Here is a 21,649-nt window from a genome sequence, read left to right on the forward strand (position 1 = left end):
CAACTTCATCCTGTTTCTTCAATTTTGATAATTTTGATCCAACTGGTTGAATTCATGAAAAATCATCACCTTTTTCAGGCATCATTCACATTATTTGCTGGTACTGTCTCAGCTTTAGCTATATCTACCAGTGCTAACGCTAGTCCCGTGATTGTAACAGTAACATTTGATGATCTTGTTGGACAAGGCATTGTACCGGATGGATACAGTGGCATCAACTGGGATAGTAATTTTGAATACTACGGTTTTGAACAAGATCCCTATTATCCAGAGTCAGAGCCAAATCGAGTTTACGGAAGCTACACCAAATGGGAACTTGCACCATCAAGTATTCCCTTCTATTTTGCATCACCTGTAATTTTTGAGGGAGCTTACTTCTCTGGCTTTGATTTTTCTGTTCCAGTGAGCTTCTCACTTTACAAAGGAGGAATATTAAAGGCGACATCTGCATCGCTAACACCTTCTTCCATACCCACTTTTCTCTCGTCAGGTTTCGCAGGGTTGGTTGATGAAGTTCGTGTAAATTGGTACAACGGCTACACAGTTATGGATAACGTGACATATCGTACTCCTTATTCTGTTCCCGAACCTGCTACTCTGATTGGTTTATTAGGTCTGGGTGCTTTTGGTGTCACTAAGCTCAAACGTCATCAAAAGCAACAAGTTAAGTGCTAGTATTGCCGCAAATTGATTCACACTCAACCGAATACGTACCTGTTATCACCCATTTATAAGTCTTAATCACAAATAATTATCATGATTTTCACAAGGGAAATGGCTTTGTAGGTCATTGCTCCCTTGTTTTGTGTTTGTCGCTGGCAAGAAAATGTGAATTAAAATACAGATGTCTAAGACAGCATCAGGACTTACGCACCAATGTTATCTGTTAAGACTGGGTGTAAGGGTGTAAGGGTGTAAGGGTGTAGGTTTTGAAGGCTTACCCCCCTACACCCCTATACCCTTGTCCAAACCCTTGATTTTTCGTTTTCATGCGTAAGTCCTAAGCATATTTTCTACCCAGGTAAATCCATCAGGTAATCAATGATTAATCAACTCCAAGACTATAACCCTAGCGGTGTGGGTGAAATCAATGGCAATCTCTTAGGTTTGCCATGTGATTATGATTCTGCAAACTTAATTGTCTTTGCAGTCCCTTGGGAAGTTACTGTTTCCTATGGTGCAGGTACAGCTAACGGCCCGCAGAGAATCCTTGATGCTTCGGTACAACTGGATTTATTCGACTTTGATAACCCTGAAGGCTGGAAACAAGGAATTTATTTAGTAGAAATTCCTCAAGAAATTTTAGAGAAGAACAATTACTATCGGGATTTAGCAGCGCAAATTATTGAACGGTTAGCGCAAGGTAAATTGCTGACAGACACACCAGATTTAACCCCTGTACTCACAGAAATTAATCAGGCTTCTCAACAAGTAAATCAATGGTTGTTTACCCAATGTCAAGCTGCAATGAATCAAGGTAAGCAAGTTGCTGTCATTGGCGGGGATCACAGTTCACCTTTGGGTTACTTCCAAGCATTAGCAGCTAAATACCCGAAGTTTGGGATTCTGCACATTGATGCACACGCAGATTTACGCGACGCTTATGAGGGATTTGCATTTTCTCATGCGTCAATTATGTTTAATGGATTGAAATTACCGCAAATTTCTAAGTTGGTGCAGGTGGGTTTACGCGATATCAGTCATGATGAAATACAAATGATTGACCAATCGCAAGGGCGCATTGTGGCATATTATGACCCCATTATTAAACAAAAACTATACGCTGGGACAACTTGGATTGAATTATGCCGGGAAATTATTAATAATTTACCGGCACAAGTCCACATTAGTTTTGATGTGGATGGTTTAGATCCTAAACTTTGCCCCAGTACGGGTACACCTGTTCCTGGTGGTTTGGAATTGGAACAAGTTTTTTGTCTATTCCGTGAATTGGTGAATAGTGGTAGAAAAATTATTGGCTTTGATGTGTGCGAAGTTGGGGATGGGGAGTGGGATGGTAATGTAGGGGCAAGGGTTGTCTATAAATTGGCGAATTTAATGGATTTGTCTCAACGACAATCAGCTTAAATTTTCCAGTGGGCGATCGCCTTTCAGATCACAGGGCTTTCAAAGAGCGATCGCTATCCACCAAACAAAGCTAATCGTATTAAAGATACATATAATAATCTTCGGATTATGCCATCTATCTTGAGTATAGTTCTTAAGATGAGAATTGAAAGTTGTATGAATAACATTTATTAAACAAAGCTGTAAATTTTAACTGTAATATTTGGAAATATTTAATCAAAAATAGCAAAAGCCTTGTAAAAAGCTAATTTGAGCTTTCACCATCAATTTACCTCGTAGGATAGTTATCGTTATTACCGTATCTACTCATGCAAAGAACTAACTTTTATGTCATCATAGTGAGTGAGAATTAAATCGGTGATAGTCTTTGTTTTTAGTATTAATTGGCTTTTCCTTTTGGTATTCACAGACTTCTCTCCGAAACTTAAATCTCTACACAGTGATGATTTTGGAGAGAAGATAATGTCAATTTATGTAGGGAACCTCTCTTACGCAGTTACGCAAGAGGATATCAGCAATGTTTTTGCAGAATATGGTTCTGTGAAACGTGTTGTGCTACCTACTGACCGTGAGACAGGTCGTCTGCGCGGTTTTGCCTTTGTAGAAATGAGTTCAGATGCAGAAGAAACATCTGCGATCGAAGGACTTGATGGTGCGGAGTGGATGGGACGTGATTTAAAAGTCAATAAAGCCAAGCCCAAAGAAGATAGAGGTTCCTTTGGTGGAAACCGGGGAGGATATAACGGCGGTGGACGTTCTCGTTATTAAGGTTTAACAAGAAGAATTTGTCTAAATTCTTAAAGTCAGACAATATGTCTGCCTTTTTTTTTCCCATTAGTTAACTCAATTATTGACCCCTATTGAGCCAAGAATTTATCAATTGAATAGGAGATATCATGACACAAATCAAAGTTGGCGAAAATGAAGGTATCGAGTCAGCCTTGCGCCGATTTAAGCGAGAAGTTTCTAAAGCAGGGATCATGCCTGATATTAAGAAGCATCGTCACTTTGAAACGCCTATAGAAAAACGCAAGCGTAAAGAAATCGCCAAGCACAGACAGTCTAAACGACGTTTCAAGTAATTAATCGGTCTGGCTAATTACTGAAGGTATGGTTGGTTTTCTGGGTAATTGGTAATCGCTAATAGGTAATTGTGTTACCATGACCGATTGCCAATTACCATTCTCCACCATATTAAAAATCACCTTCTACTGACAAGATGAGTTTCTAAACTGCGAAGTTGAGAATTAATCTGCACAATATTGGGATGGGTTGCAGAATATTTAGTTTGTAGTAATGCACGTTCTATCTTGAGTTCTTCCATCTTCGCTTTGATAGCTTGCGAAATCGCCACATTTAAAGCAGTTTGATTATTGGGCTGTAGCTGTAAAAAGCGTTTATTAAGACTTTTAATTTTCCGTTCTCTATCTTGAATCACCGGAGAGGTTGGGGTGTAGGTTACATTCAATAATGCTCGTTCTACTGCCAATTTGCCGATTCTTGCTTTGATAGCTTGAGAGACAGCAATATCTACAGCAGTTTTCCCACCCTGTGGCTGTAACTGGGCTAAATTTTTACGTAAACTTTGTAGTTTCCTGTTAGTGTTTTGCATGACAGGATTTTGTGGCGTAAATGTGACATCTAGCACTGCTTGCTGCAATTCTAAGTCGATAATTTGCTGTGTAATCGATTTCACAGTGACTTGAGGGTTACTCACTACTTGATTGGCTTGTGCTGAGATAATATTTGCTGAGGCAGTGCCAGAACTGATAATAGTGATGAAGATAAACAGCATAAGTGGCTTGTGCCTCATATCAAATCACTCCAGAATGATTGGTGGACATCAAATTCTGTGACACTGTTTGCCTGATAAGGTTCCAGACGGATGTTGACTACTTTTTAGTAGTTACTGTAAAGGAGTAGCGATCGCTCTAGTCGAAGTGGCATGATTGCACATAACCTAAATATAAGAGCCTCTTGTATTAGGTGGAACACAGCATGAAGCGGATCAGTAAGTCTCTGCTGCTAGCCTTGAACTGGGTATTATTATCATTCGGCACAACGCTTTTAATTATTTTCACCCAACCGATAGCAGTCCCAGCCCAAGAACCTCCAGCCCCTACCGAACAAACTAGCACACCCAAGCCAGAAAATCCCAATGACCAAAAGCTTAGAGATGCCCTAAAACGCTCATCTTCATCAGCCCCGCCACTCAGCCCAGAAGAACTTGCCCGTCAGCAAAAACTCATCCAAGCAGATAAACTTTACCTAGCAGGACAAATTGCTGAAGCAGAAAAAATTTACCGCGAAGTCAAAACACCATTTACTCAGACAGGTACAACCCAAGAACGCAAACCAGCAATCCTTGATCCTACGCAACTGACACCAGGCGGGAAAGTATATTGGCGAGAAGCCGAGGCGGGAATAGCCAGCAAGCTGCAAACCAGAACTTTAGTGCCTCTAAAATTATTGGTGGAACAATATCCCGAATTTATCCCTGGGCAGATTCGCTATGCTGAGGTTCTGACAAAATACGATCGCACCCCAGAAGCACTAGAAGTTTTAGAACGGGCATCTTCCCTTTATCCTAATCAACCAGAATTGATTAAAGCTAAAGTCAAAGCCTTGGCTGAGTCGAAAAAATGGATGGAAGCATCCTTAGCTGCTAGGCAGTTTGCCATTCTCAACCCCAATAACCCACAAGCACCAGAATTTACCAAATTAGCCGATGACAATCTCAAAAGCTATCAGTCCCACATCCGATCAGAGATTAGAGGTAATGTCATTAGTAACATCATTACTGGTGCTTTGGGTTATGCAGTAACTGGCAGTTTACTAGGGCCATTTTCTGCCCTTGATTCTACCATTTTGTTACTACAAGGTGAAAAATCGATCGGTGATTCGGTAGCTAAACAGGCGAAAAAACAGTTACCTTTAATTATTGATGATGAAATTTTAGCCTACGTCAATGATATTGGGCAGAAATTAGCCAAAGTTTCTGGCAGAAATGAATTTAAATACGAATTTTTCGTCATTCCCGAAGAAGAATTAAACGCATTCGCCCTACCTGGAGGGAAAATTTTTCTGAATGCAGGTGCGATCGCCAAAGCCAACTCCGAAGCAGAATTAGCCGGCTTAATTGGACATGAATTAGCGCACGTCGTCTTATCCCACGGCTTTCAACTAGTTACCCAAGGCAACCTCATCTCTAACGTAACTCAATATCTCCCCTTTGGTGGCACTGTTGGGCAACTTTTCGCCCTCAATTACAGCCGTGATATGGAACGACAAGCAGATTTTCTCGGTACAAGGTTAATTGTTGCTGGTGGTTATGCTGCTGACGGCTTGCGTAACTTGATGGTGACATTAGACAAACAAAGGAAATATGACATTCCCACTTGGCTATCTTCCCACCCAGGCGGTAACGAGCGAGTTAGTTATCTAGAAAATTTAATTGCTCGCAGCAATTATAATCGTTACGCTTACGAAGGTGTACAACGCCATACAGAAATTCAAGCCAGAGTCAACAAACTCCTCAAAGAGAAAAAAGAAAGAGAACAAAAAAAGCAGCCTACGGAACGAACTAAAAGTAAACTTTTTCGTCAACTAAATTAGAACTCAAGTTGTGTGTCATAAATTTCTCGTTGGGCTAGTCTATAGTCAACAGTCAACAGTCCATAGTCCATCTGACTTTTCACGTCATGTGGAAAAGCTAACGACAGACCTAACCCCCCAGCCCCCTTCCCTACTAGGGAAGGGGGAGAAATCAAAGCCTCTCTCCTTGTAGGAGAGAGGTTTGGAGAGAGGTCTTCCAGATACCGTGAAAAGTCAGAACAGTCCATCAATTCAAAGCCATGATCTTTGAACTATGGACTAATGACTAATGACTAATCTACCGTTTGGTTACTAGAGGAGCAATCATGTTATCTAAAAGCTGGAAATTTGTTTTGTTGGGAAGTTTAGGTTTATCTTTTGCCCTGGGTAATTCTGTCGCATTGGCTCAATATGATGATAGTGTTGTTGTGCCAACTGTACCAGGTTCATCAACATCAACAGATTCAAACTATCCCTATCCGGTAGATACATCAACAAATACATATCCTTCCACAAATATTGATGGTAACGTCCGGTTTAGCTGTCAGTATATCAACGGACAGCACACTGTGGTATATCAACCCCAAAGTCAGCCGGGTCAATTCTTTCCCTGGGCAGCACCGAGAAATTTAGGCGGTGGTTGGGATGCACAAAGAAGATGTCAAGCGATCGCCAGTCGTCTAGAAAACTATCGTCCAGATGGCTTACAAGAACTTCAGGTATCCGTAGAAAATAACGAAAACATCGTCTGTGTCACCACCGATGCAAATCAACGTTGTCGTATCGTCTTCACAGTACCTCGCAACCAAGACCCCTACACAGTACGTAATAACGTTTTCCAAAACCTAGTAACTGCTGATAACGGTCAGCAAACCACAGCCGTCAACACCTTCCGAGGAAACAACAATCTGTACAACTTGGGTGGACTTTTAGGTAATGGTAATAATCGCCTCAGTTCATCCAGACAGGGGATTAACTTGAAGCCTTTCCTCGATAACAGAGATGGGGGAACAGCTAGGAACCTCAGAAATGGCATAGCTATTCGTCGCCAAACCCCAAATCGGTCTACCAATCAAGCCCCTACTCGCCTTAACCCCGATAGATTCCGCTAAATGCCGTTGTTGGAGGAAACAGGGGACTGGGAAAACACTGGAAACCGACAGTGTCAACTTAAGGGGAAATGGGCGGTTAGAAACCGCGTCTATACAAACAAAACCCACCTAGCCTGCGGCAAGGGTAAAGCCGAACGTGGGTTTCAAACCCTTAATTTTTCGCGCTTTCCGCGAAGGCGGTGAGACCAGTCCTGTAGGCGGGTTTCCCGCGCCCTGGGAACTGGCGAACCCGGAGGGACTTCGCCTGTGTAGCCGCGAATTACATGAGACTGTTAATTGACAGAATCCCCTAAAAATTATTTTGGGGGATTCTACGGTAGAAATTTTTCACTTGTTAAATCATCCCACAAATATAGCAGTAGCCACATAGGTGAGGACATTGATGAATCACAAAATCTTTATAGTAAACAGGTTTTGAACCTATCACCCGTCCCCTGTCCCCTGTCCCCTGTCCCCCGCTATGTGCTGCGCTGGCAAGACTTTGTGCAGAATTAGAATATGAAAACAATCATTTATTTTCCTGCATACTTCTGACAATTTTAGTCACTAGATTTCTAGGAATAAATCTTACACTTTTTGCCATTAATTTATTGATTAGACCAGGAATAACAATTGTTTTGCCCTCCATTAAACCACGATAACCAATCTGTGCAACAGTTGCTGCGTTCATCATTCTCTTTGATTTAAGCAGTTTAGAATCTGCCATACCTGTTCTTTCATGAAAAGCAGATTGTGTTGTTCCAGGGCAAAGAACTGTCACGGTCACACCTGTATTCTCTAATTCATTAGCTAGTGCCTCTGAGAAAGATAAAATATATGCCTTAGTAGCAAAATAAACTGCCATCAAAGGCCCTGGCTGAAAAGCAGCAGCTGAAGAGACATTTAATATTTTGCCTCGACCTTGCTGAATCATACTTTTGAGAAATAGTTTAGTCAAATGAGTTGTACAGACTAAATTTACCTGTAACATTTCCAATTCATCAGTAAGATTAGTTTCATGAAAAAAACCGTATGTACCAAAACCAGCGTTATTCACTAACACATCTACTTGAATATTTTCCCGTTGTAATTCCTGAAAAATTTCGTCAGGTGAAGTTATTTTAGATAGGTCTTTGACAATGTATTTAACAGAAATACTGAATTGCTCTTGGAAATATAGTGCAACTCGTTGCAGCTTTGTCTCTATTCTATCTATTAGTACAAGATTGTAATCGTTCTGTGCAAAAATATACGCTAATTCATACCCAATGCCATTAGCTGCGCCAGTAATAAGAGCAGTCTGTGTTTGCTGATGATTATTTGTTTTATTCATTTTAGCTATTAGGTAAATTGTGTGAGTTAACTAGCAGTCTCGATACTTAATAGTGAGGCTAAAGTTCATCAAGCACAAAATGAATACATTCTATTTAGCTTACGATCTGAACAAACAGGATTCAGTTCCCTAAAATTATCTTAAGAATTAGTTTTTAGAATAAGCTCACTAATTAATAATTTCTAAAAGAGTAATTTTTGGGTTAAGACAAATATAATCTAAAAAATTTAATTCTGAAAGAGAAAAAAGTCATAAATATAAGCGTGACTAAAGTCATGTTGACACAAAACCTGAAACCAAAAGGAAGATTTTATCCTTATTTCAGAAGAAAATTAATCAATAAAAAGTCCATTTAAAACTTTTTTGATTTTGCATAATGATTATTTTAATTGCGCCGTCGGTCGGTGCGTCTTGAGAGTAATGGTTGGATCTGCGATGTCGTCCCCTTTCGGGGAATTAATTGATGAAGACCTGATTATAATATCATTTCACAAAAAATCTGCTCCAGATGCCACCTCCCAAACCTATGCTACATCTTGCTTTCTCAATCAGCGAATTTTGGGCGTTGCTGAATTGGAATATGAAATCGCAAAATGACCTTCCTTTTTCTTTGTAACTTAGCGCCTTCTCTACGAGACGCTACGCGAATGCGCCTTCTCTACGAGACGCTGCGCGAATGCGTGAGACAAATTCATATCTTGATTCAGCAACGCCGAATTTTGAATTGGTATAACACCGAATATTCTGCTGTGGTGTAAATAACTTGCCCAAGCCCTGGAAATTTGCCACAATAAACCCAAGCTTTCCACTACCAAGCAATAAATTATGCTAACGCCTGGTCAAGTTCTGCGTAACCACTATAAAATCAAGCATATCCTGGGCAGTGGCGGATTTGGCGACACCTATTTAGCAGTAGATTTAGACATATTATTTTAAAGTATTTGTAGGGTGGGCAATGCCCACCAAAACCATGATTTGGTGGGCATTGCCCACCCTACAGGTACTAACTTTGAATTTTGAATTGATATAAGTTATTTATTTTGAGTGATTCTTGACACTCCTCGCTCTAAAGAGACGTTCGCGTTAGCGTCCCGGAGGGAGGATTCTTGCTTCATCCGTCCTCTCTAGAAATCTGAATACTAGTATTCAACTTTCTCCGTTTGGATACGTCCACAAGCTCACACGGACTGCCCGACCGCGTTTGAAAAGGTTTTTAATTTCTGCGTTTACTCCCACATTTGTCAGCCACTGCGTTGGACGGGTTTCCCGGCATAAAGCAAGTGGCGGTACAAGATGCGTGGATTTATACTACCTGTCTTTCCGGATCAGGAGCAGTCCGCTTGACCTACTTCGTCTTTTATTTGTGCGCTTTACCGCTATTAGTTATACTACCACAAAAGCCGCCCTAGAAGGGCGGGGCTTTAAACCCAGTTTTTCGGTAATGATAGAGACATTGCATGGCAACGTCTCCACAACATGGTTAGCAATTACTCAGCTAAGTTAATCGCCGGGTTACGACTAAAAAAGCCTCTGGGTGATAGTTTAAACCCTAGTTTGTGAACAGGCATCACAGGCCAATCTTCTGGCTTGGGTACATGAGTAATACCCATTGTGTACCACAAAACAATATCTTGATTAACCAAAGATTCATCATCGGCAATATATTGAGGTAAACCTTTTGCTGATGTTGCTTGATTAGGATAATCACCAGCCGCATATAATTCATCGGCTTTATATTTAGTCACCCAAACATGATGGGTGGCAAACTCAGCTTTCTGCCGAATTTTCGCGCCCTCCACTGGGAAAAATACTGTGTTACCTCCAGGCATTAACATATATGCAGGCGCAACTCCTAAAGCATTCTTTTTCTCTGCACTGGCTATCATCCATTCTCGACTGTGTTTGATATCCAAATCACGGACAGCTGCTTTTTCAGTTTTGAGTGGGGTATCTTCTACTGTAATTGCATTACCTACAGGATTATTCTTACTCATCGGCAAACTTTGTACATTCATTTCCATCACAGTATTAGCTTGTCCATCAACATCCATATCTAAGCGATAGTTAAAGAAGTGTTGATGATTTACACCAAAGAGGTTTTTCGCTAACAACCGCCCAAAAGCATCATCTTGAGACTGGGTTTGTGCTGCTGTTCCCTGCACTAAGACTATACCTGTTAAATCATTTTGTACTTCTAAAGTGCCATCTTGGTGGAAAATCCAGTTAATACTGTAATCATAGTTATCAACCGCCGCCGTGATGGTAATAACTAATTCTCGGTTCCGCCGGACATCGTTGCGTTGGGTTTTGTATTCATAATGTTTCCAGAGTATGCCGTTATCGCGTTCGTAAATGCCGACAACTCCAGGCATAGTATAGGGTTCTCCCTCTTCATTGGCAAATACGGCATCAAGTAAAATCCCATTTTGGGGAATTTCCTTGCCTAACTCCATTGTGCTGGCTAATAAACCAATGTTATATTCACCTACATCAAAGGCATTTCTAAATGACCAAGTTGGATCAGGGTCGCCGTATGGTACTACCATTTCCGATAGACTAGCGCGATACAATATTGGTCGGATATTTTCACCATCTTGGTAAGTTACTTGATATAATACCAACCCATCACGGGGGTGCATGAGATAACGAAACTTCCAACCTTGCCAGCTAATTTCATTGCCTTTGATTTGGAAACTTTTACCTTGGGGTTGCAGTGTTTGTAGGAGTTTAGGCGGTGTCAGTAATCTACCCAAGGACTGTAAATCATAGTCCCAATTTTCTTGGGAGATGGGGACTATCCCTTGGTCGATAAAATTGGTGACAGTACCTTTATTTAAATCGACTGTGGCTATTACGCCTTCGATAGGGCTGCCGTAATGATTCCAATGTTCGCCTTTGTAAAATAATAAAGTCCGACACAAACGGCTACCTGTGGCTACTTCTTCTTGACTTAAAATTCCCGCCCCCCAGCAACTAACTACCACCTTGTCAAAATCTGCAATTCCCCGCTTCTTCATGGCTTCCTGCCATCGGGGATCTGATGTGACTACCTGCCGTGCTAACCTATACTCTGCGTTGAAAATGGCTGGTTGGACGTTGGGCTTTTCTTGCCAGGAGGCGATTTTTGGCGTTTTCAGGTCAACAATAGCCTCGTAGGTTTTATTTTGCTGTCTCTCATACACTACCATAAAAGCTTTACGCTCAAATGGTTGACCTTGTGTAAAATTCGTAACTTCTTGTTTATCTGGTTCCGCCAAAGCAATTAAAGGGAAAGCCGCCATATCAGTTAAAGCTTTTTCCTTTTTAATTACAGCAACTGCCGTTTTAATTTCTGCTGCTGTCAAAGCCGTTAGAGGATGGGAAATAGATGGCTGTTGCGCTGTCACTGTTCTCATTAATCCCAGTGAGACAGCAAAGCCGATGATGCTAAGAATAGCTAGTAAAAAAAATAGCTTTAACCACTTCATCATGCGTAAGAATCTGCAAACTAATTTACATTATCTATTTCTTACAAGCAGAGATGAAACCGAATTAAAGCGGAATGTCAATGGTCAATAGTCAATAGTCAATAGTCAATAGTCAACGGTCAACTGTCACCTGTCACCTGTCACCTGTCACCTGTCACCTGTCACCTGTCACCTGTTACCTGTCACCTATCAACAAAAAAACCCCCAGAGGGGGCTGAATTGTTAGGTTGTCCGCGTGGAGTGAACAACTACATAATTAATACCTACAGCAAATACAGTAATCCGAATAAAATAATCCAAATTACGTCTACGAAGTGCCAGTATATTTCCGCAGCTTCGATACCGAAGCGTTTTTCTTTAGTGTAGTGACCGGGAGTGCGCGATCGCCACAATACAGCCAAAATCGCCAAAACGCCGATAGTTACGTGCAGTCCGTGAAAGCCAGTCAATACATAGAACGCACTGGCAAATAAATTAGTGGTCAGTCCAAATTCCAAATGTGTATATTCATACACCTGACCAACTAAGAATATTGCACCCATTGCCGCAGTAATTGCTAACCAGGTACGCATACCCTTAGTATCATTCTTTTTAATTGCTGTATCAGCATTGTGCATCACAAAGCTACTAGCAATCAGATTGACAGTGTTCACACCAGGAAGCAACAGTTCTAATTCTGGTGTACCTGCTGGCGGCCAGACAGGTAAAGTTGAACGGAAAGCTAAATAAGCTCCGAACAAGCCCAAGAATATCATTCCCTCAGCGACAAGGAAGACAAATAATCCAAACAGCCGATGATCAGGGTGTTCTTCGTGATGACCTGCTGCTTCGGCTGTGTGGTGGTGATTTAGTTGCGTTTTCGCTGGGTCAATAGTTTGACTTTGCATGAATCTTAAAAATGGTAAATGGGGGAAGGGGAAGGGGGAAAGGGGAAGGGGGAAAGGGGAAGGGGGAAAGGGGAAGGGGGAAAGGGGAAAGGGGTTTAGCTAATAGATTTGGTTACTAACCTCTCACCCCTACACCCCTACACCCCTATACCCTTACACCCTTATACTGGCTCATCTGGTGCAGCCCTTAGCACTGAGTTGGGGCCAGCAGATAAGACGGGATTGGCATCGGATAGGGGTACGCCTTCGTTCGCCTTTTCCAAGCCGTAATCATAAGGCCCTGTAGCTAGGACTGGGAGTTCATCAAAATTTTCAATTGCAGGTGGTGAGGTGGTCATCCACTCTAGGGTGAGTCCGCGCCAAGGATTATTTCCGGCTTTCTCACCATATAACCAACTCCAAATCGCATTAAAGATGAAGGGGAAGGTGGAGACAGCGAGGATGTAAGAACCGTAGGTACAAATTTCGTTTAATAAAGTAAATTTGGGGTCGTATTGAGCTACACGGCGATTCATACCCATCAAACCAAGTTTGTGCATGGGTAAGAAGGTCATGTTTAAACCAACAATTGTCAAGACGAAGTGAACTTTACCCCAAAATTCGTTGACCATCCGTCCCGTGATTTTCGGGAACCAATGATATATGGCGGCGAAAATACCCAGGACGCTACCACCAAATAGGACGTAGTGCAAGTGAGCAACAACAAAATAGGTATCGTGGACGTGGATATCAAAAGGCACTGCTGCCAACATGACACCACTAACACCGCCAATCACGAATGTACCGACGAAGCCCATCGCAAATAACATGGCGGAGTTGAACTGGATTTTACCGCCCCACATTGTACCCAACCAGCTAAAGATTTTGATCCCTGTGGGTACAGCGATGATCATCGTAGTGATCATAAAGAACATCCGCAACCAACCGGGGATACCACTGGTGAACATATGGTGCGCCCAGACGATTAACCCTAAGAAACTGATGGCTAAGGATGAGTAGGCGATCGCTTTATAACCGAAAATTGGTTTACGCGAATGCACGGGGATAATCTCAGAAATTACGCCAAAGAAGGGCAAAATCATGATGTATACCGCCGGGTGGGAGTAAAACCAGAACATATGCTGGTAAACCACCGGGTCGCCGCCGCCTGTAGGATTGAAAAATGTCGTACCTGCCAACAAGTCAAAAGCCAGCAGAATCAAACCTGCGGCTAAAACTGGTGTGGAAAGCAAAACCAGTGCGGAAGTAGCAAACATCGCCCAGCAGAACAAAGGCATTTGATGGAAGCCCATACTGGGGATACGCATCTTATAAATGGTGACGAGGAAATTAATCGCCCCCAAAATTGATGACGTACCCAACAGCAGGACACTAATAATCCATATAGCCTCGCCTACTTGTCCTGTCACCAAGCTCAAAGGAGGGTAGGAAGTCCAGCCTGCATCGGGTGCATCCCCTACCACCAAACTGGCAATCAGCAACAGTCCAGCCGGGGGAATCATCCAAAAAGCTACAGCATTTAATCTAGGAAATGCCATATCTTTAGCCCCAATCATCAGGGGAATCAGATAGTTAGCAAAACCCGCACCAGCCGGCACAATCCACAAGAAAATCATGATTGTGGCATGCAGGGTAAATAAGCTGTTGTAAACTTCTGGCGTGACAAAATCTACCTCTGGTGTCCGTAGTTCTGTACGCACCAAGTCAGCCATCACGCCGCCAATGCAGTAAAAAATGAACGAGGTGACAAGGTATTGAATCCCGATCACCTTATGGTCGGTATTAAAACTAAAGTAATCTCGCCAAGGTCGCACCCCAGGCTCGTCAATGCGAGCGGGGATATTGGCTGTTTCTTGTAACTGTGCTTGTGTCATGGTTAGGAGTCAAGAGTCAATAGTCAATAGTCATTGGTTATAGCTGTGGACTGTGGACTATGGACGAATAGTCACTGGTTATAGCTGTGGACTTTGGACTGTGGACTATGGACTAACTATTTGTGAATGTGATGTAACATTTCCGGTTGTATGCCCATGTCCTTGGTGTAAGGAGCGAGAAATTCGTCTGGGGTAAGGTTTGCGGGATTGACAGCTACGGCTTGATTGAGCGTTTCCGTGTTAGCCGCTACCTGTTCCTGCATCCACTTGTTAAAAGCTTCTTCCGATTCCACAACTACTTGGCTTCTCATTGCGCCGTGGTAGGGGCCGCATAGTTCAGCACAAATGAGTGTATAGTCACCTGCTTTGTTTGGGGTGAAGCGGATTTCGCTTTGTCTACCGGGGATCGCATCTTGTTTGAGGCGAAATTCAGGAACCCAAAAGGCATGGATGACATCGTTGGCTGTCATATTGATTTCCACTTCTCGCCCAATGGGAACGTGCAGTTCGCCAGTGGTTACGCCTGTTTCTGGATAGGTGAAAATCCAAGCGTATTGTAGCCCAGTAACGTTAATCTTCAGTCCGGGGGCTTGACCTACTTTGTCAGGACTTGGGCCAATGGTGGGAGCTACACTACCTACACCTGGGGCATCCTGCTTTTGGGGAATTTGGTCGGCGTTGCGGACTGCGGCTGTCGCTGGGTCTTGCATAGCCTCATCAGATTTTTCTTGATTGAGGTTGGGCGCATTGCTGGGGGGAGTATCGTTGAGAGTTGCCGCGATCGCCGCTCCAGGCATTGTCATCGAACTCTGAGTTATCGGTGCTTCGTGGACGGCGTGGGGATCAAAGCCACCGATGTCGTTATACACTTCAAAGCTATAGACAGAAATACCGATCACTATAATGGCGGGGATCGCTGTCCAGAGTATTTCTAATGGGACATTACCCTCGATTGGAGGGCCGTCTTCATTATCACCAGCCCGCCGCCGATATTTAATTGCACAGTAAATTAATACACCTTCAACAAGTAAAAAGATACCTGCGGAAACGGTCATCATTGTATTAAAAAGACCATCAACCAAATCGGCTTCATCAGAAGCGGCGACAGGTAATAATCCATGATTTTGACCATACCAAAGGCTGACCAGGGTTAACCCGATGCCTATTAGTAATGTCCAGATTGAACTTGGAATTTTCACGGCTCACTTAACTCAATTGGTTACGTTATCTCGAAGCATCTCACTTACTAAGGTAGTCTAGGCTATGAAATATGGGGATAAATGGTCTGAAATCTTTATTAATTTTTTCGGCTACATTAGAAATTTTGAGTAAAAGAGATTTATTAGATACTTCTGGGAGTAGATGCCAATATTTGGAAAATTTTAAGGAAAATTTAGCAATTGCAAATTAACTAAAGATTAATCAATTTATAACAACTTAAAAAATACCTAAAGCTTGAGGCAAACAAGCGCTGTAGTGGTTAAAAGTAATAAGTAAACACCCATCAATAAATCCGGTTGTATACGCTAGGGTGGAGATGGGTCGGTTATGAAAAGAGAAATTTAAAGCTCTACCAAGGGCGGGCAGAAGGTATTGTTAATGAGCGAATTTGTTCTAGAACAACGAAATGAAACGGCAGCAGAGCAACAAAAGCCCAAGGATATGATTCGGCGTTTGGTGTGGAAGATGGCTATAGCTACTCTGATTTTAATGGCTATAGGTTCTGCCACCCGTGTGATGAATGCTGGGTTAGCTTGTCCAGACTGGCCCCTCTGCTACGGCGAACTAGTGCCAGCCAAGCAAATGAATCTGCAAGTATTCTTGGAGTGGTTTCACCGACTAGATGCAGCTTTGATTGGCATAACCGCGATCGCCTTATTTGGTTTATCCTGGTGGCCTCGGCGTAATTTACCTTCCTGGTTGCCTTGGGCATCGACTTTTGCCCTATTCCTCATCGTCTTTCAAGGCATCCTGGGCGGACTCACCGTCACCGAATTATTACGATTTGATATCGTTACCGCCCACTTGGGAACAGCGTTGCTATTTTTTACTACTCTACTAATCATCGGCACAGCCCTCACTCCCTATCAAGGCACAGGAACCGTCGGTAAGCTGCCTTGGGTGGGTTTAGTCGCCGCGATTTTAGTTTATGTACAAAGTCTTTTAGGTGCATTAGTCGGCTCTCGCTGGGCGCTACATCAATGCTTTGCAGGTTCCCAACTTTGCGGCGTGATGTACACCCATATTTTTGGCTTAGTACCCCCAACAGTAGCAACTCTGGCAGTGGTTTTAATTTCCTGGCGGACACCAGCGTTACATCCAGCTTTGCGACGATTGGCTAATATGGCTGGAGGATTGTTAATTCTGCAAATCCTTGTGGGATTTGCCACTTTCCGTTTACACCTCCAAGTCGAACCCCTAACCGTATCTCACCAAGCGATAGGAGCTACTTTGCTCGGTACTTTAGTAGCTTTTACCGTTCTCGCCCTCCGCGACTGGGCTGCAAACCGGGAACTCAACACCCACCCAGTTGCTTTAGCAGCCACCGCTACAAATACTCAAGCAGAGTGAGGGAGTGGGGGATCAATTCAAAATTCAAAATTCAAAATTCAAAATTTAGGAAACTGGTACAAGACAACTCAACACCCTCCGCGCTCCCTAACTACGAATTACGAATTACGAATTACGAATTAACATTCCCCCATACCTCCCCAGCGATAGTTACCACCACTGCTTACAACTCGGTATTAGTTGGGCTGCAACTAAGTTGTTGAAAATAAGGAATTATACTCAAAATGATTGAGACTAATGTCTCTCGTCGCCACCACGAAACGTTTCTCCAGGTAATTCAAAGCTATTACCAGCTAACTAAACCCCGCATTATTCCCTTGTTGTTGATTACTACGGCTGGGAGTATGTGGATTGCTGCTCAGGGACAAGTAGACCCTGTGTTATTGTTAGTGACTATGGCGGGTGGTACTTTGGCGGCTGCTAGCGCCCAAACGATTAACTGCATTTATGACCGGGATATTGATTATGACATGGAACGAACTCGTCATCGTCCTATGCCATCCGGCAAGGTGCAACCTCGTGATGCGCTAATTTTTGCGATCGCTCTCGCCGTCCTATCCTTTACTCTACTAACAGTATTTGCTAATCTTCTTGCCGCTATACTCGCATTATCAGGCATTATTTTTTACGTTTTAGTCTATACCCATTGGTTAAAGCGTCATAGTACCCAAAATATTGTCATTGGTGGTGCTGCTGGGGCAATTCCCGCCTTAGTTGGTTGGGCAGCAGTTACAGGTACACTCAGTTGGAGTGCATGGTTAATTTTCGCCATCGTCTTTTTATGGACACCTCCCCATTTCTGGGCTTTGGCTTTGATGATTCGTGATGATTATGCCAAAGTTGGCATCCCTATGTTACCTGTTGTTGAAGGTAATCAGGCAACAGTCAAGCAAATCTGGTACTACACACTGATTACAGTCGCCGCGACTGTATTATTGGTGTATCCTCTACAATCTTGCGGTGTTGTTTATGCTGCGATCGCCTTATCTCTAGGAGCAGTATTCATCCGCAAATCCTGGCGCTTGCTGCATAACCCAGAGGATCGCCCCACAGCCAGAGAATTGTTCCTCTTCTCCATCTCCTACATGATGCTGTTGTGTTTGGGAATGGTAGTTGATAGCCTCCCCCTCACCCATCATTTAGTTAACGCTGTTGTCAATCAGTTGCATCTAGTTTAGTTAAACATGGATTCTCAAGCGATCGCGCTGGTAGTATATTTTGGCGCGATCGTATTTTTCATTATTAAAAAAACTATATTTGCTAGTCAGCATCAGCCAATGCAAAGGGCGATGCTAACGTTAAATTTTATGCTTTTTTTTAAATCTTCTAACGCTTCTTTTGCAGGGACTCCTTTTCCTTGCTCGATTTCCTTAATCCCTTGACTTAAAGCTGCGATCGTTTCAGCATATTCTAACCTATCCAAGAGCTTTTGATAAGCCTCGGCATCCTGTACAACAAGTTGGGCTGCACCGTTAACCTTAACCACAAGAGGTTTCTCACTTTCTTCAATTGGCATAGCTTTGATTTTATTTTATAAAAGTTTTTTCTAATTGCGTATTTTTAATGTAAGATAATTTTTACCAGAAGTAAAAGCATTTGGTTATAAGACTGATATTATATTTTTCTAAAATTAATGCTATGACAATTAACATTTTAGATAAAAAATATGCTGATGAAGCAAGACATAAAACATTAACTGACATTGAAAATACCATAAAAATGCTAAATCGTTATGCTGGTTTCAGTCCTAAAACTAAAGAAGAGCAAAATAAATTTGATGAGTATGTAAAGATTGCTCATGGGAAAGGCAAATCAATTAAAGAATTACAGCAGGATTTAATAATAGCAAAAAATAATTTTTCAAAAGCACTACAATTGCTGCTGGAATCCCTAGAGGATTCAAACAGTATTCAAAAAAGTATTGATGCTTTAAATTTAATGGCAGAATCTACATTAAAATGTTGGGATTTTTATTCTTCAGATACCCGCAAATTTTTAAAAGATTTTGCTTTAAAGGCTATAGAATTTAACAAAAGTATTAACATTGAAGAGTGGAAAGGAATTGAAGAATTAGTATCAGAAAACAAAAAGGCGATACAAAGATTTATAAATTCTGTTATGGGAGCAATGGATTGGAAAAATTGCGAAACAGAATTAGGCAGAAGCTTATTAAAGATAAGAGAAGATATAATTCTATCTGGAGAACCATTAATGAATTTAGATGAGTTTAATAAATATATTGAAGAAGAACCCGTATAAATTAAGATCATAATAACCAGTGAAGCGGACTTACATAGACTCCTGTGTATTAATAGCTGCGGCTAGATTAGATAATAACAATGATATATGCCAAAAAGCTTTAAACGTCTTAACAAGCTCAGATCGCTATTTTGTATGTAGTTATTATGTCAAGCTTGAAATCCTTACCCATGCAATAAGAAATAAAAGTAATGCAGAAGCTAAATTTTACGAAACATTTTTTGATAATGTCAATGAATGGGTAGAATGCAATCAAGCATTATTGGAATGTGCGTATAATGAAATGCTTATAAATAATGGATTAAGTGGAATAGATGCAATTCATGTGTCCGCAGCGATAATCGGAAATGTAGATGAATTAATCACGGCAGAAAAGCCTGAGAAACCTATTTGTAAATCTAAATCTGTTAAAGTTATTAGTTTATATATATAAAATAATTAACTGTTAATTATATTTAATGAGAATAAATTGATAGGGGCAAGAGGTTTAATGTTAAGAGTAAAGCGATCGCGCTGGTAGTATATTGTGGCGCGATCGTATTTTTCATTATTGAAAAAACTATATTTACTGGTCAGCATCAGCCAACGTTTTAGTGTAATGACCTAGAGAGCGCAAAAATAAAAGTAGACGGCAACGGACAAGGCTAAATATTACGCCAATGAAAAAATTTAAAGCGGTGAGATTATTTCAAATTGGTAGATATATGTAAATTACTACAAAAGTTTATAATGATTGCTAATCAATATTTTTATCTGGATAATCTTCCAACCCTTGATTTCTTGAGGACAAAAATTTAGCAAGATTTTCTGAAAGTGTTTCAATTAATAGGTAAAAGTCTTCATTATTGACAACTTCTCCTTCTGTAACACCTTCAAAAGCAGTTTTCATACTATTTTGAATTATATCATTTAGGCAATCGTTGCTTTGCTTTTCTACTATAAATAGCCATAATTTTTGGATTGCATCATGGAAATTATTTAAATTAATTTTCTGATTTTTTACAGTTTCTATAACAATGTCTTTTGGCAAATTAATATTTATAGATGATTCAACTTTATTTCTATTTAATACGTCAAATTCATAAGAATGTTGAAAATCTTTGCCAGTATAATTATCAGACATTAAAATTAAAAACTTAAATGTACTAAAAAGTTCGACATAGCCATACATTACTTTTTCGTTTGCAACTGCTTTTATAAAAAGGCGATGGAGTATTTGGGAAATTTTACTTTTAGTATTAATTTCCTTGTCAGGATAATAGTACGACACAAAGGCTTCATTGGTTCCATGTAAAATATAAGGGAGAAGGTGTAATATTTCTTGCCTGCTTCCACCATTCTGCATATAGAAGCTAACTATCATCTTACATATAGCTCGAAATAATTCTTCTCCTCCTATTTCTACATTAATATCTACAGGTTTACCCAAATATTCTTCGCTCTTATTTGCTCGATTAATAATCGATTCAATATCTTCTGTAAAAGAGAATTTTCTTTGAAGTCCATTAAGTATTTTTCTTAATCCTTTCTTATCTCTTACAGTAATTGATATGTTACCATCTGACTTTTCTTGAATAATAGGACTAATTAAAACAGGCTTGCCTCCTGCATCTAAAGAAATTTGATTATCTGTTCCAGTAACTTTTACTTTAATCGGAGGATTTTTACCTCTATCTCTTTCAATATTAAGCATCAATCCATATAAGTTGAATTGACTTGAAAGGGCTGTGTCTATAGGATCAAACTTTGGAGCGCATGAGTTACAAATAATCGAAGGAGAAATTAATTTACCACCTAATGAGTTGAGTATTATGTGTTCTTTATAAGTATTGTTTTTGGTGATATTGCATCCACATACATAACAATTAAACATAAGCAAAAATATCAAATTATTGAATTAACACATTTACTTTATCGCAGATCCATTAAATACAACTGTTGCCGAAAACATGAATTAGAGGTATTTAACTAAACAAATATTTTTTGACTTATTTTACTATTTTATAGAATGATACCACAATTTAGCTTTAAAATACACTTGAGTATATTAAAGCTAAATAATGGAATTTTAAATAGGTAATATTTGTATTTATCTATAATGTTAGTGTTTATCTTTAACAAAAATAATTACTTGCTGTGGCTCTCCAAACCAAACAAAAAGATTATCTCTTTCCATATCCAAATCAATACTGTGGGCATTGATTGACTCTTCTCCGTTATAAGTTAAAGAAGCCCAGCCATTATTTAGCTCTAAATTTGGATTAATAACAATCTTGTTTTCTTTTTCATTGTATTTTACTGGCTCCCAAGCTACTTGGAGAGTATTTTCATTAAAAACTCGTTTGTATTCTGTCACATGATAAATTTTAAATTTTTGATTGTTTTGATTCTTCCACCAAGTAACAATACTATTAAAATTTTTGAATGTTCCAATATCCCAACGGATAGCTTGATTACTATAAATGCTCATTTTAGCCTTTGCTTA

At 40.7% G+C, this 21,649-nt stretch carries 20 protein-coding genes and 1 pseudogene; 12 read left to right on the plus strand and 9 right to left on the minus strand.

Features of this window, described 5'->3' with window-relative positions:
• Window positions 1-570 precede the first annotated feature (570 nt).
• The 4 genes and pseudogenes from H6G83_RS36360 to rpsU all read left to right on the plus strand — a co-directional run.
• Window positions 571-675: pseudogene (locus H6G83_RS36360) on the plus strand (PEP-CTERM sorting domain-containing protein); the annotation flags it as partial.
• 366 nt (window positions 676-1,041) lie between these two features.
• Window positions 1,042-2,088, plus strand: a complete 1,047-nt coding sequence (speB, locus tag H6G83_RS10225; protein WP_190470848.1) for an agmatinase SpeB — start codon at window positions 1,042-1,044, stop codon at window positions 2,086-2,088.
• 462 nt (window positions 2,089-2,550) lie between these two features.
• Window positions 2,551-2,856 (plus strand): RNA recognition motif domain-containing protein, encoded by a 306-nt coding sequence (locus tag H6G83_RS10230; RefSeq protein ID WP_190470851.1) that lies wholly within the window; start codon window positions 2,551-2,553, stop codon window positions 2,854-2,856.
• A gap of 128 nt (window positions 2,857-2,984) precedes the next feature.
• Complete coding sequence (gene rpsU / locus H6G83_RS10235; RefSeq protein WP_190470855.1) at window positions 2,985-3,170, plus strand: 30S ribosomal protein S21; 186 nt, start codon at window positions 2,985-2,987, stop codon at window positions 3,168-3,170.
• Between the two features lie 119 nt (window positions 3,171-3,289).
• Here the strand turns inward: rpsU and H6G83_RS10240 are convergent, their stop codons facing one another.
• A complete protein-coding gene (locus tag H6G83_RS10240) occupies window positions 3,290-3,901 on the minus strand; it encodes a hypothetical protein (protein ID WP_190470858.1) in 612 nt (203 codons plus the stop codon).
• 185 nt (window positions 3,902-4,086) lie between these two features.
• Between H6G83_RS10240 and H6G83_RS10245 the strand changes: the two genes are divergently transcribed.
• Window positions 4,087-5,703, plus strand: a complete 1,617-nt coding sequence (locus tag H6G83_RS10245; RefSeq protein WP_190470861.1) for a M48 family metallopeptidase — start codon at window positions 4,087-4,089, stop codon at window positions 5,701-5,703.
• A 305-nt stretch (window positions 5,704-6,008) separates the two neighbouring features.
• Window positions 6,009-6,794, plus strand: coding sequence for a COP23 domain-containing protein (locus H6G83_RS10250; RefSeq protein WP_190470864.1), 786 nt, complete (start codon window positions 6,009-6,011; stop codon window positions 6,792-6,794).
• 508 nt (window positions 6,795-7,302) lie between these two features.
• On the opposite strand, the gene H6G83_RS10255 is transcribed toward H6G83_RS10250, so the two are convergent.
• Window positions 7,303-8,106 (minus strand): SDR family NAD(P)-dependent oxidoreductase, encoded by an 804-nt coding sequence (locus H6G83_RS10255; RefSeq protein WP_190470866.1) that lies wholly within the window; start codon window positions 8,104-8,106, stop codon window positions 7,303-7,305.
• A 593-nt stretch (window positions 8,107-8,699) separates the two neighbouring features.
• Between H6G83_RS10255 and H6G83_RS10260 the strand changes: the two genes are divergently transcribed.
• Complete coding sequence (locus H6G83_RS10260) at window positions 8,700-8,864, plus strand: hypothetical protein (protein ID WP_190470869.1); 165 nt, start codon at window positions 8,700-8,702, stop codon at window positions 8,862-8,864.
• Between the two features lie 443 nt (window positions 8,865-9,307).
• Window positions 9,308-9,610: a hypothetical protein gene (locus H6G83_RS10265; protein WP_190470870.1), complete on the plus strand. Its 303-nt coding sequence runs from the start codon at window positions 9,308-9,310 to the stop codon at window positions 9,608-9,610.
• Here H6G83_RS10265 and H6G83_RS10270 read toward each other — a convergent pair.
• The 4 genes from H6G83_RS10270 to H6G83_RS10285 all read right to left on the minus strand — a co-directional run bounded on the left by H6G83_RS10270 (window position 9,594) and on the right by H6G83_RS10285 (window position 15,533).
• Window positions 9,594-11,576 (minus strand): primary-amine oxidase, encoded by a 1,983-nt coding sequence (locus H6G83_RS10270; protein WP_190470873.1) that lies wholly within the window; start codon window positions 11,574-11,576, stop codon window positions 9,594-9,596. The two genes, H6G83_RS10265 and H6G83_RS10270, sit on opposite strands and share 17 nt — an antisense overlap.
• 260 nt (window positions 11,577-11,836) lie before the next feature.
• A complete protein-coding gene (locus H6G83_RS10275) occupies window positions 11,837-12,460 on the minus strand; it encodes a cytochrome c oxidase subunit 3 (protein WP_190470876.1) in 624 nt (207 codons plus the stop codon).
• 161 nt (window positions 12,461-12,621) lie between these two features.
• Window positions 12,622-14,334: a cytochrome c oxidase subunit I gene (gene ctaD, locus H6G83_RS10280; RefSeq protein ID WP_190470879.1), complete on the minus strand. Its 1,713-nt coding sequence runs from the start codon at window positions 14,332-14,334 to the stop codon at window positions 12,622-12,624.
• 116 nt (window positions 14,335-14,450) lie between these two features.
• The gene (locus tag H6G83_RS10285) at window positions 14,451-15,533 is read right to left on the minus strand and encodes a cytochrome c oxidase subunit II (protein WP_190470884.1); all 1,083 of its coding nucleotides are present in this window, start codon (window positions 15,531-15,533) and stop codon (window positions 14,451-14,453) included.
• A gap of 400 nt (window positions 15,534-15,933) precedes the next feature.
• On the opposite strand from H6G83_RS10285, the gene H6G83_RS10290 reads away from it, so the two are divergent.
• Together H6G83_RS10290 and H6G83_RS10295 are read left to right on the plus strand one after the other, a co-directional pair.
• Entirely contained in the window at window positions 15,934-16,905 is a 972-nt protein-coding gene (locus H6G83_RS10290; RefSeq protein WP_190470887.1) for a COX15/CtaA family protein, read from the plus strand.
• Window positions 16,906-17,129: 224 nt separating this feature from the next.
• Window positions 17,130-18,083 carry a heme o synthase gene (locus H6G83_RS10295; protein WP_190470891.1) on the plus strand — a complete coding sequence of 318 codons (954 nt, stop codon included), beginning with the start codon at window positions 17,130-17,132 and terminating at the stop codon, window positions 18,081-18,083.
• Between the two features lie 92 nt (window positions 18,084-18,175).
• On the opposite strand, the gene H6G83_RS10300 is transcribed toward H6G83_RS10295, so the two are convergent.
• Window positions 18,176-18,421 carry a type II toxin-antitoxin system Phd/YefM family antitoxin gene (locus H6G83_RS10300; protein WP_190470894.1) on the minus strand — a complete coding sequence of 82 codons (246 nt, stop codon included), beginning with the start codon at window positions 18,419-18,421 and terminating at the stop codon, window positions 18,176-18,178.
• 122 nt (window positions 18,422-18,543) lie between these two features.
• On the opposite strand from H6G83_RS10300, the gene H6G83_RS10305 reads away from it, so the two are divergent.
• Window positions 18,544-19,164: a hypothetical protein gene (locus tag H6G83_RS10305; protein ID WP_190470897.1), complete on the plus strand. Its 621-nt coding sequence runs from the start codon at window positions 18,544-18,546 to the stop codon at window positions 19,162-19,164.
• Window positions 19,165-19,183: 19 nt separating this feature from the next.
• The gene (locus tag H6G83_RS10310) at window positions 19,184-19,597 is read left to right on the plus strand and encodes a type II toxin-antitoxin system VapC family toxin (RefSeq protein WP_190470900.1); all 414 of its coding nucleotides are present in this window, start codon (window positions 19,184-19,186) and stop codon (window positions 19,595-19,597) included.
• A gap of 303 nt (window positions 19,598-19,900) precedes the next feature.
• On the opposite strand, the gene H6G83_RS10315 is transcribed toward H6G83_RS10310, so the two are convergent.
• Complete coding sequence (locus H6G83_RS10315) at window positions 19,901-21,037, minus strand: HNH endonuclease (RefSeq protein WP_190470902.1); 1,137 nt, start codon at window positions 21,035-21,037, stop codon at window positions 19,901-19,903.
• Between the two features lie 228 nt (window positions 21,038-21,265).
• The gene (locus H6G83_RS10320; protein WP_190470905.1) at window positions 21,266-21,634 is read right to left on the minus strand and encodes a hypothetical protein; all 369 of its coding nucleotides are present in this window, start codon (window positions 21,632-21,634) and stop codon (window positions 21,266-21,268) included.
• Window positions 21,635-21,649 lie beyond the last annotated feature (15 nt).

This window comes from Anabaena azotica FACHB-119 (assembly GCF_014697625.1).
Lineage (GTDB): Bacteria > Cyanobacteriota > Cyanobacteriia > Cyanobacteriales > Nostocaceae > Trichormus > Trichormus azoticus_A.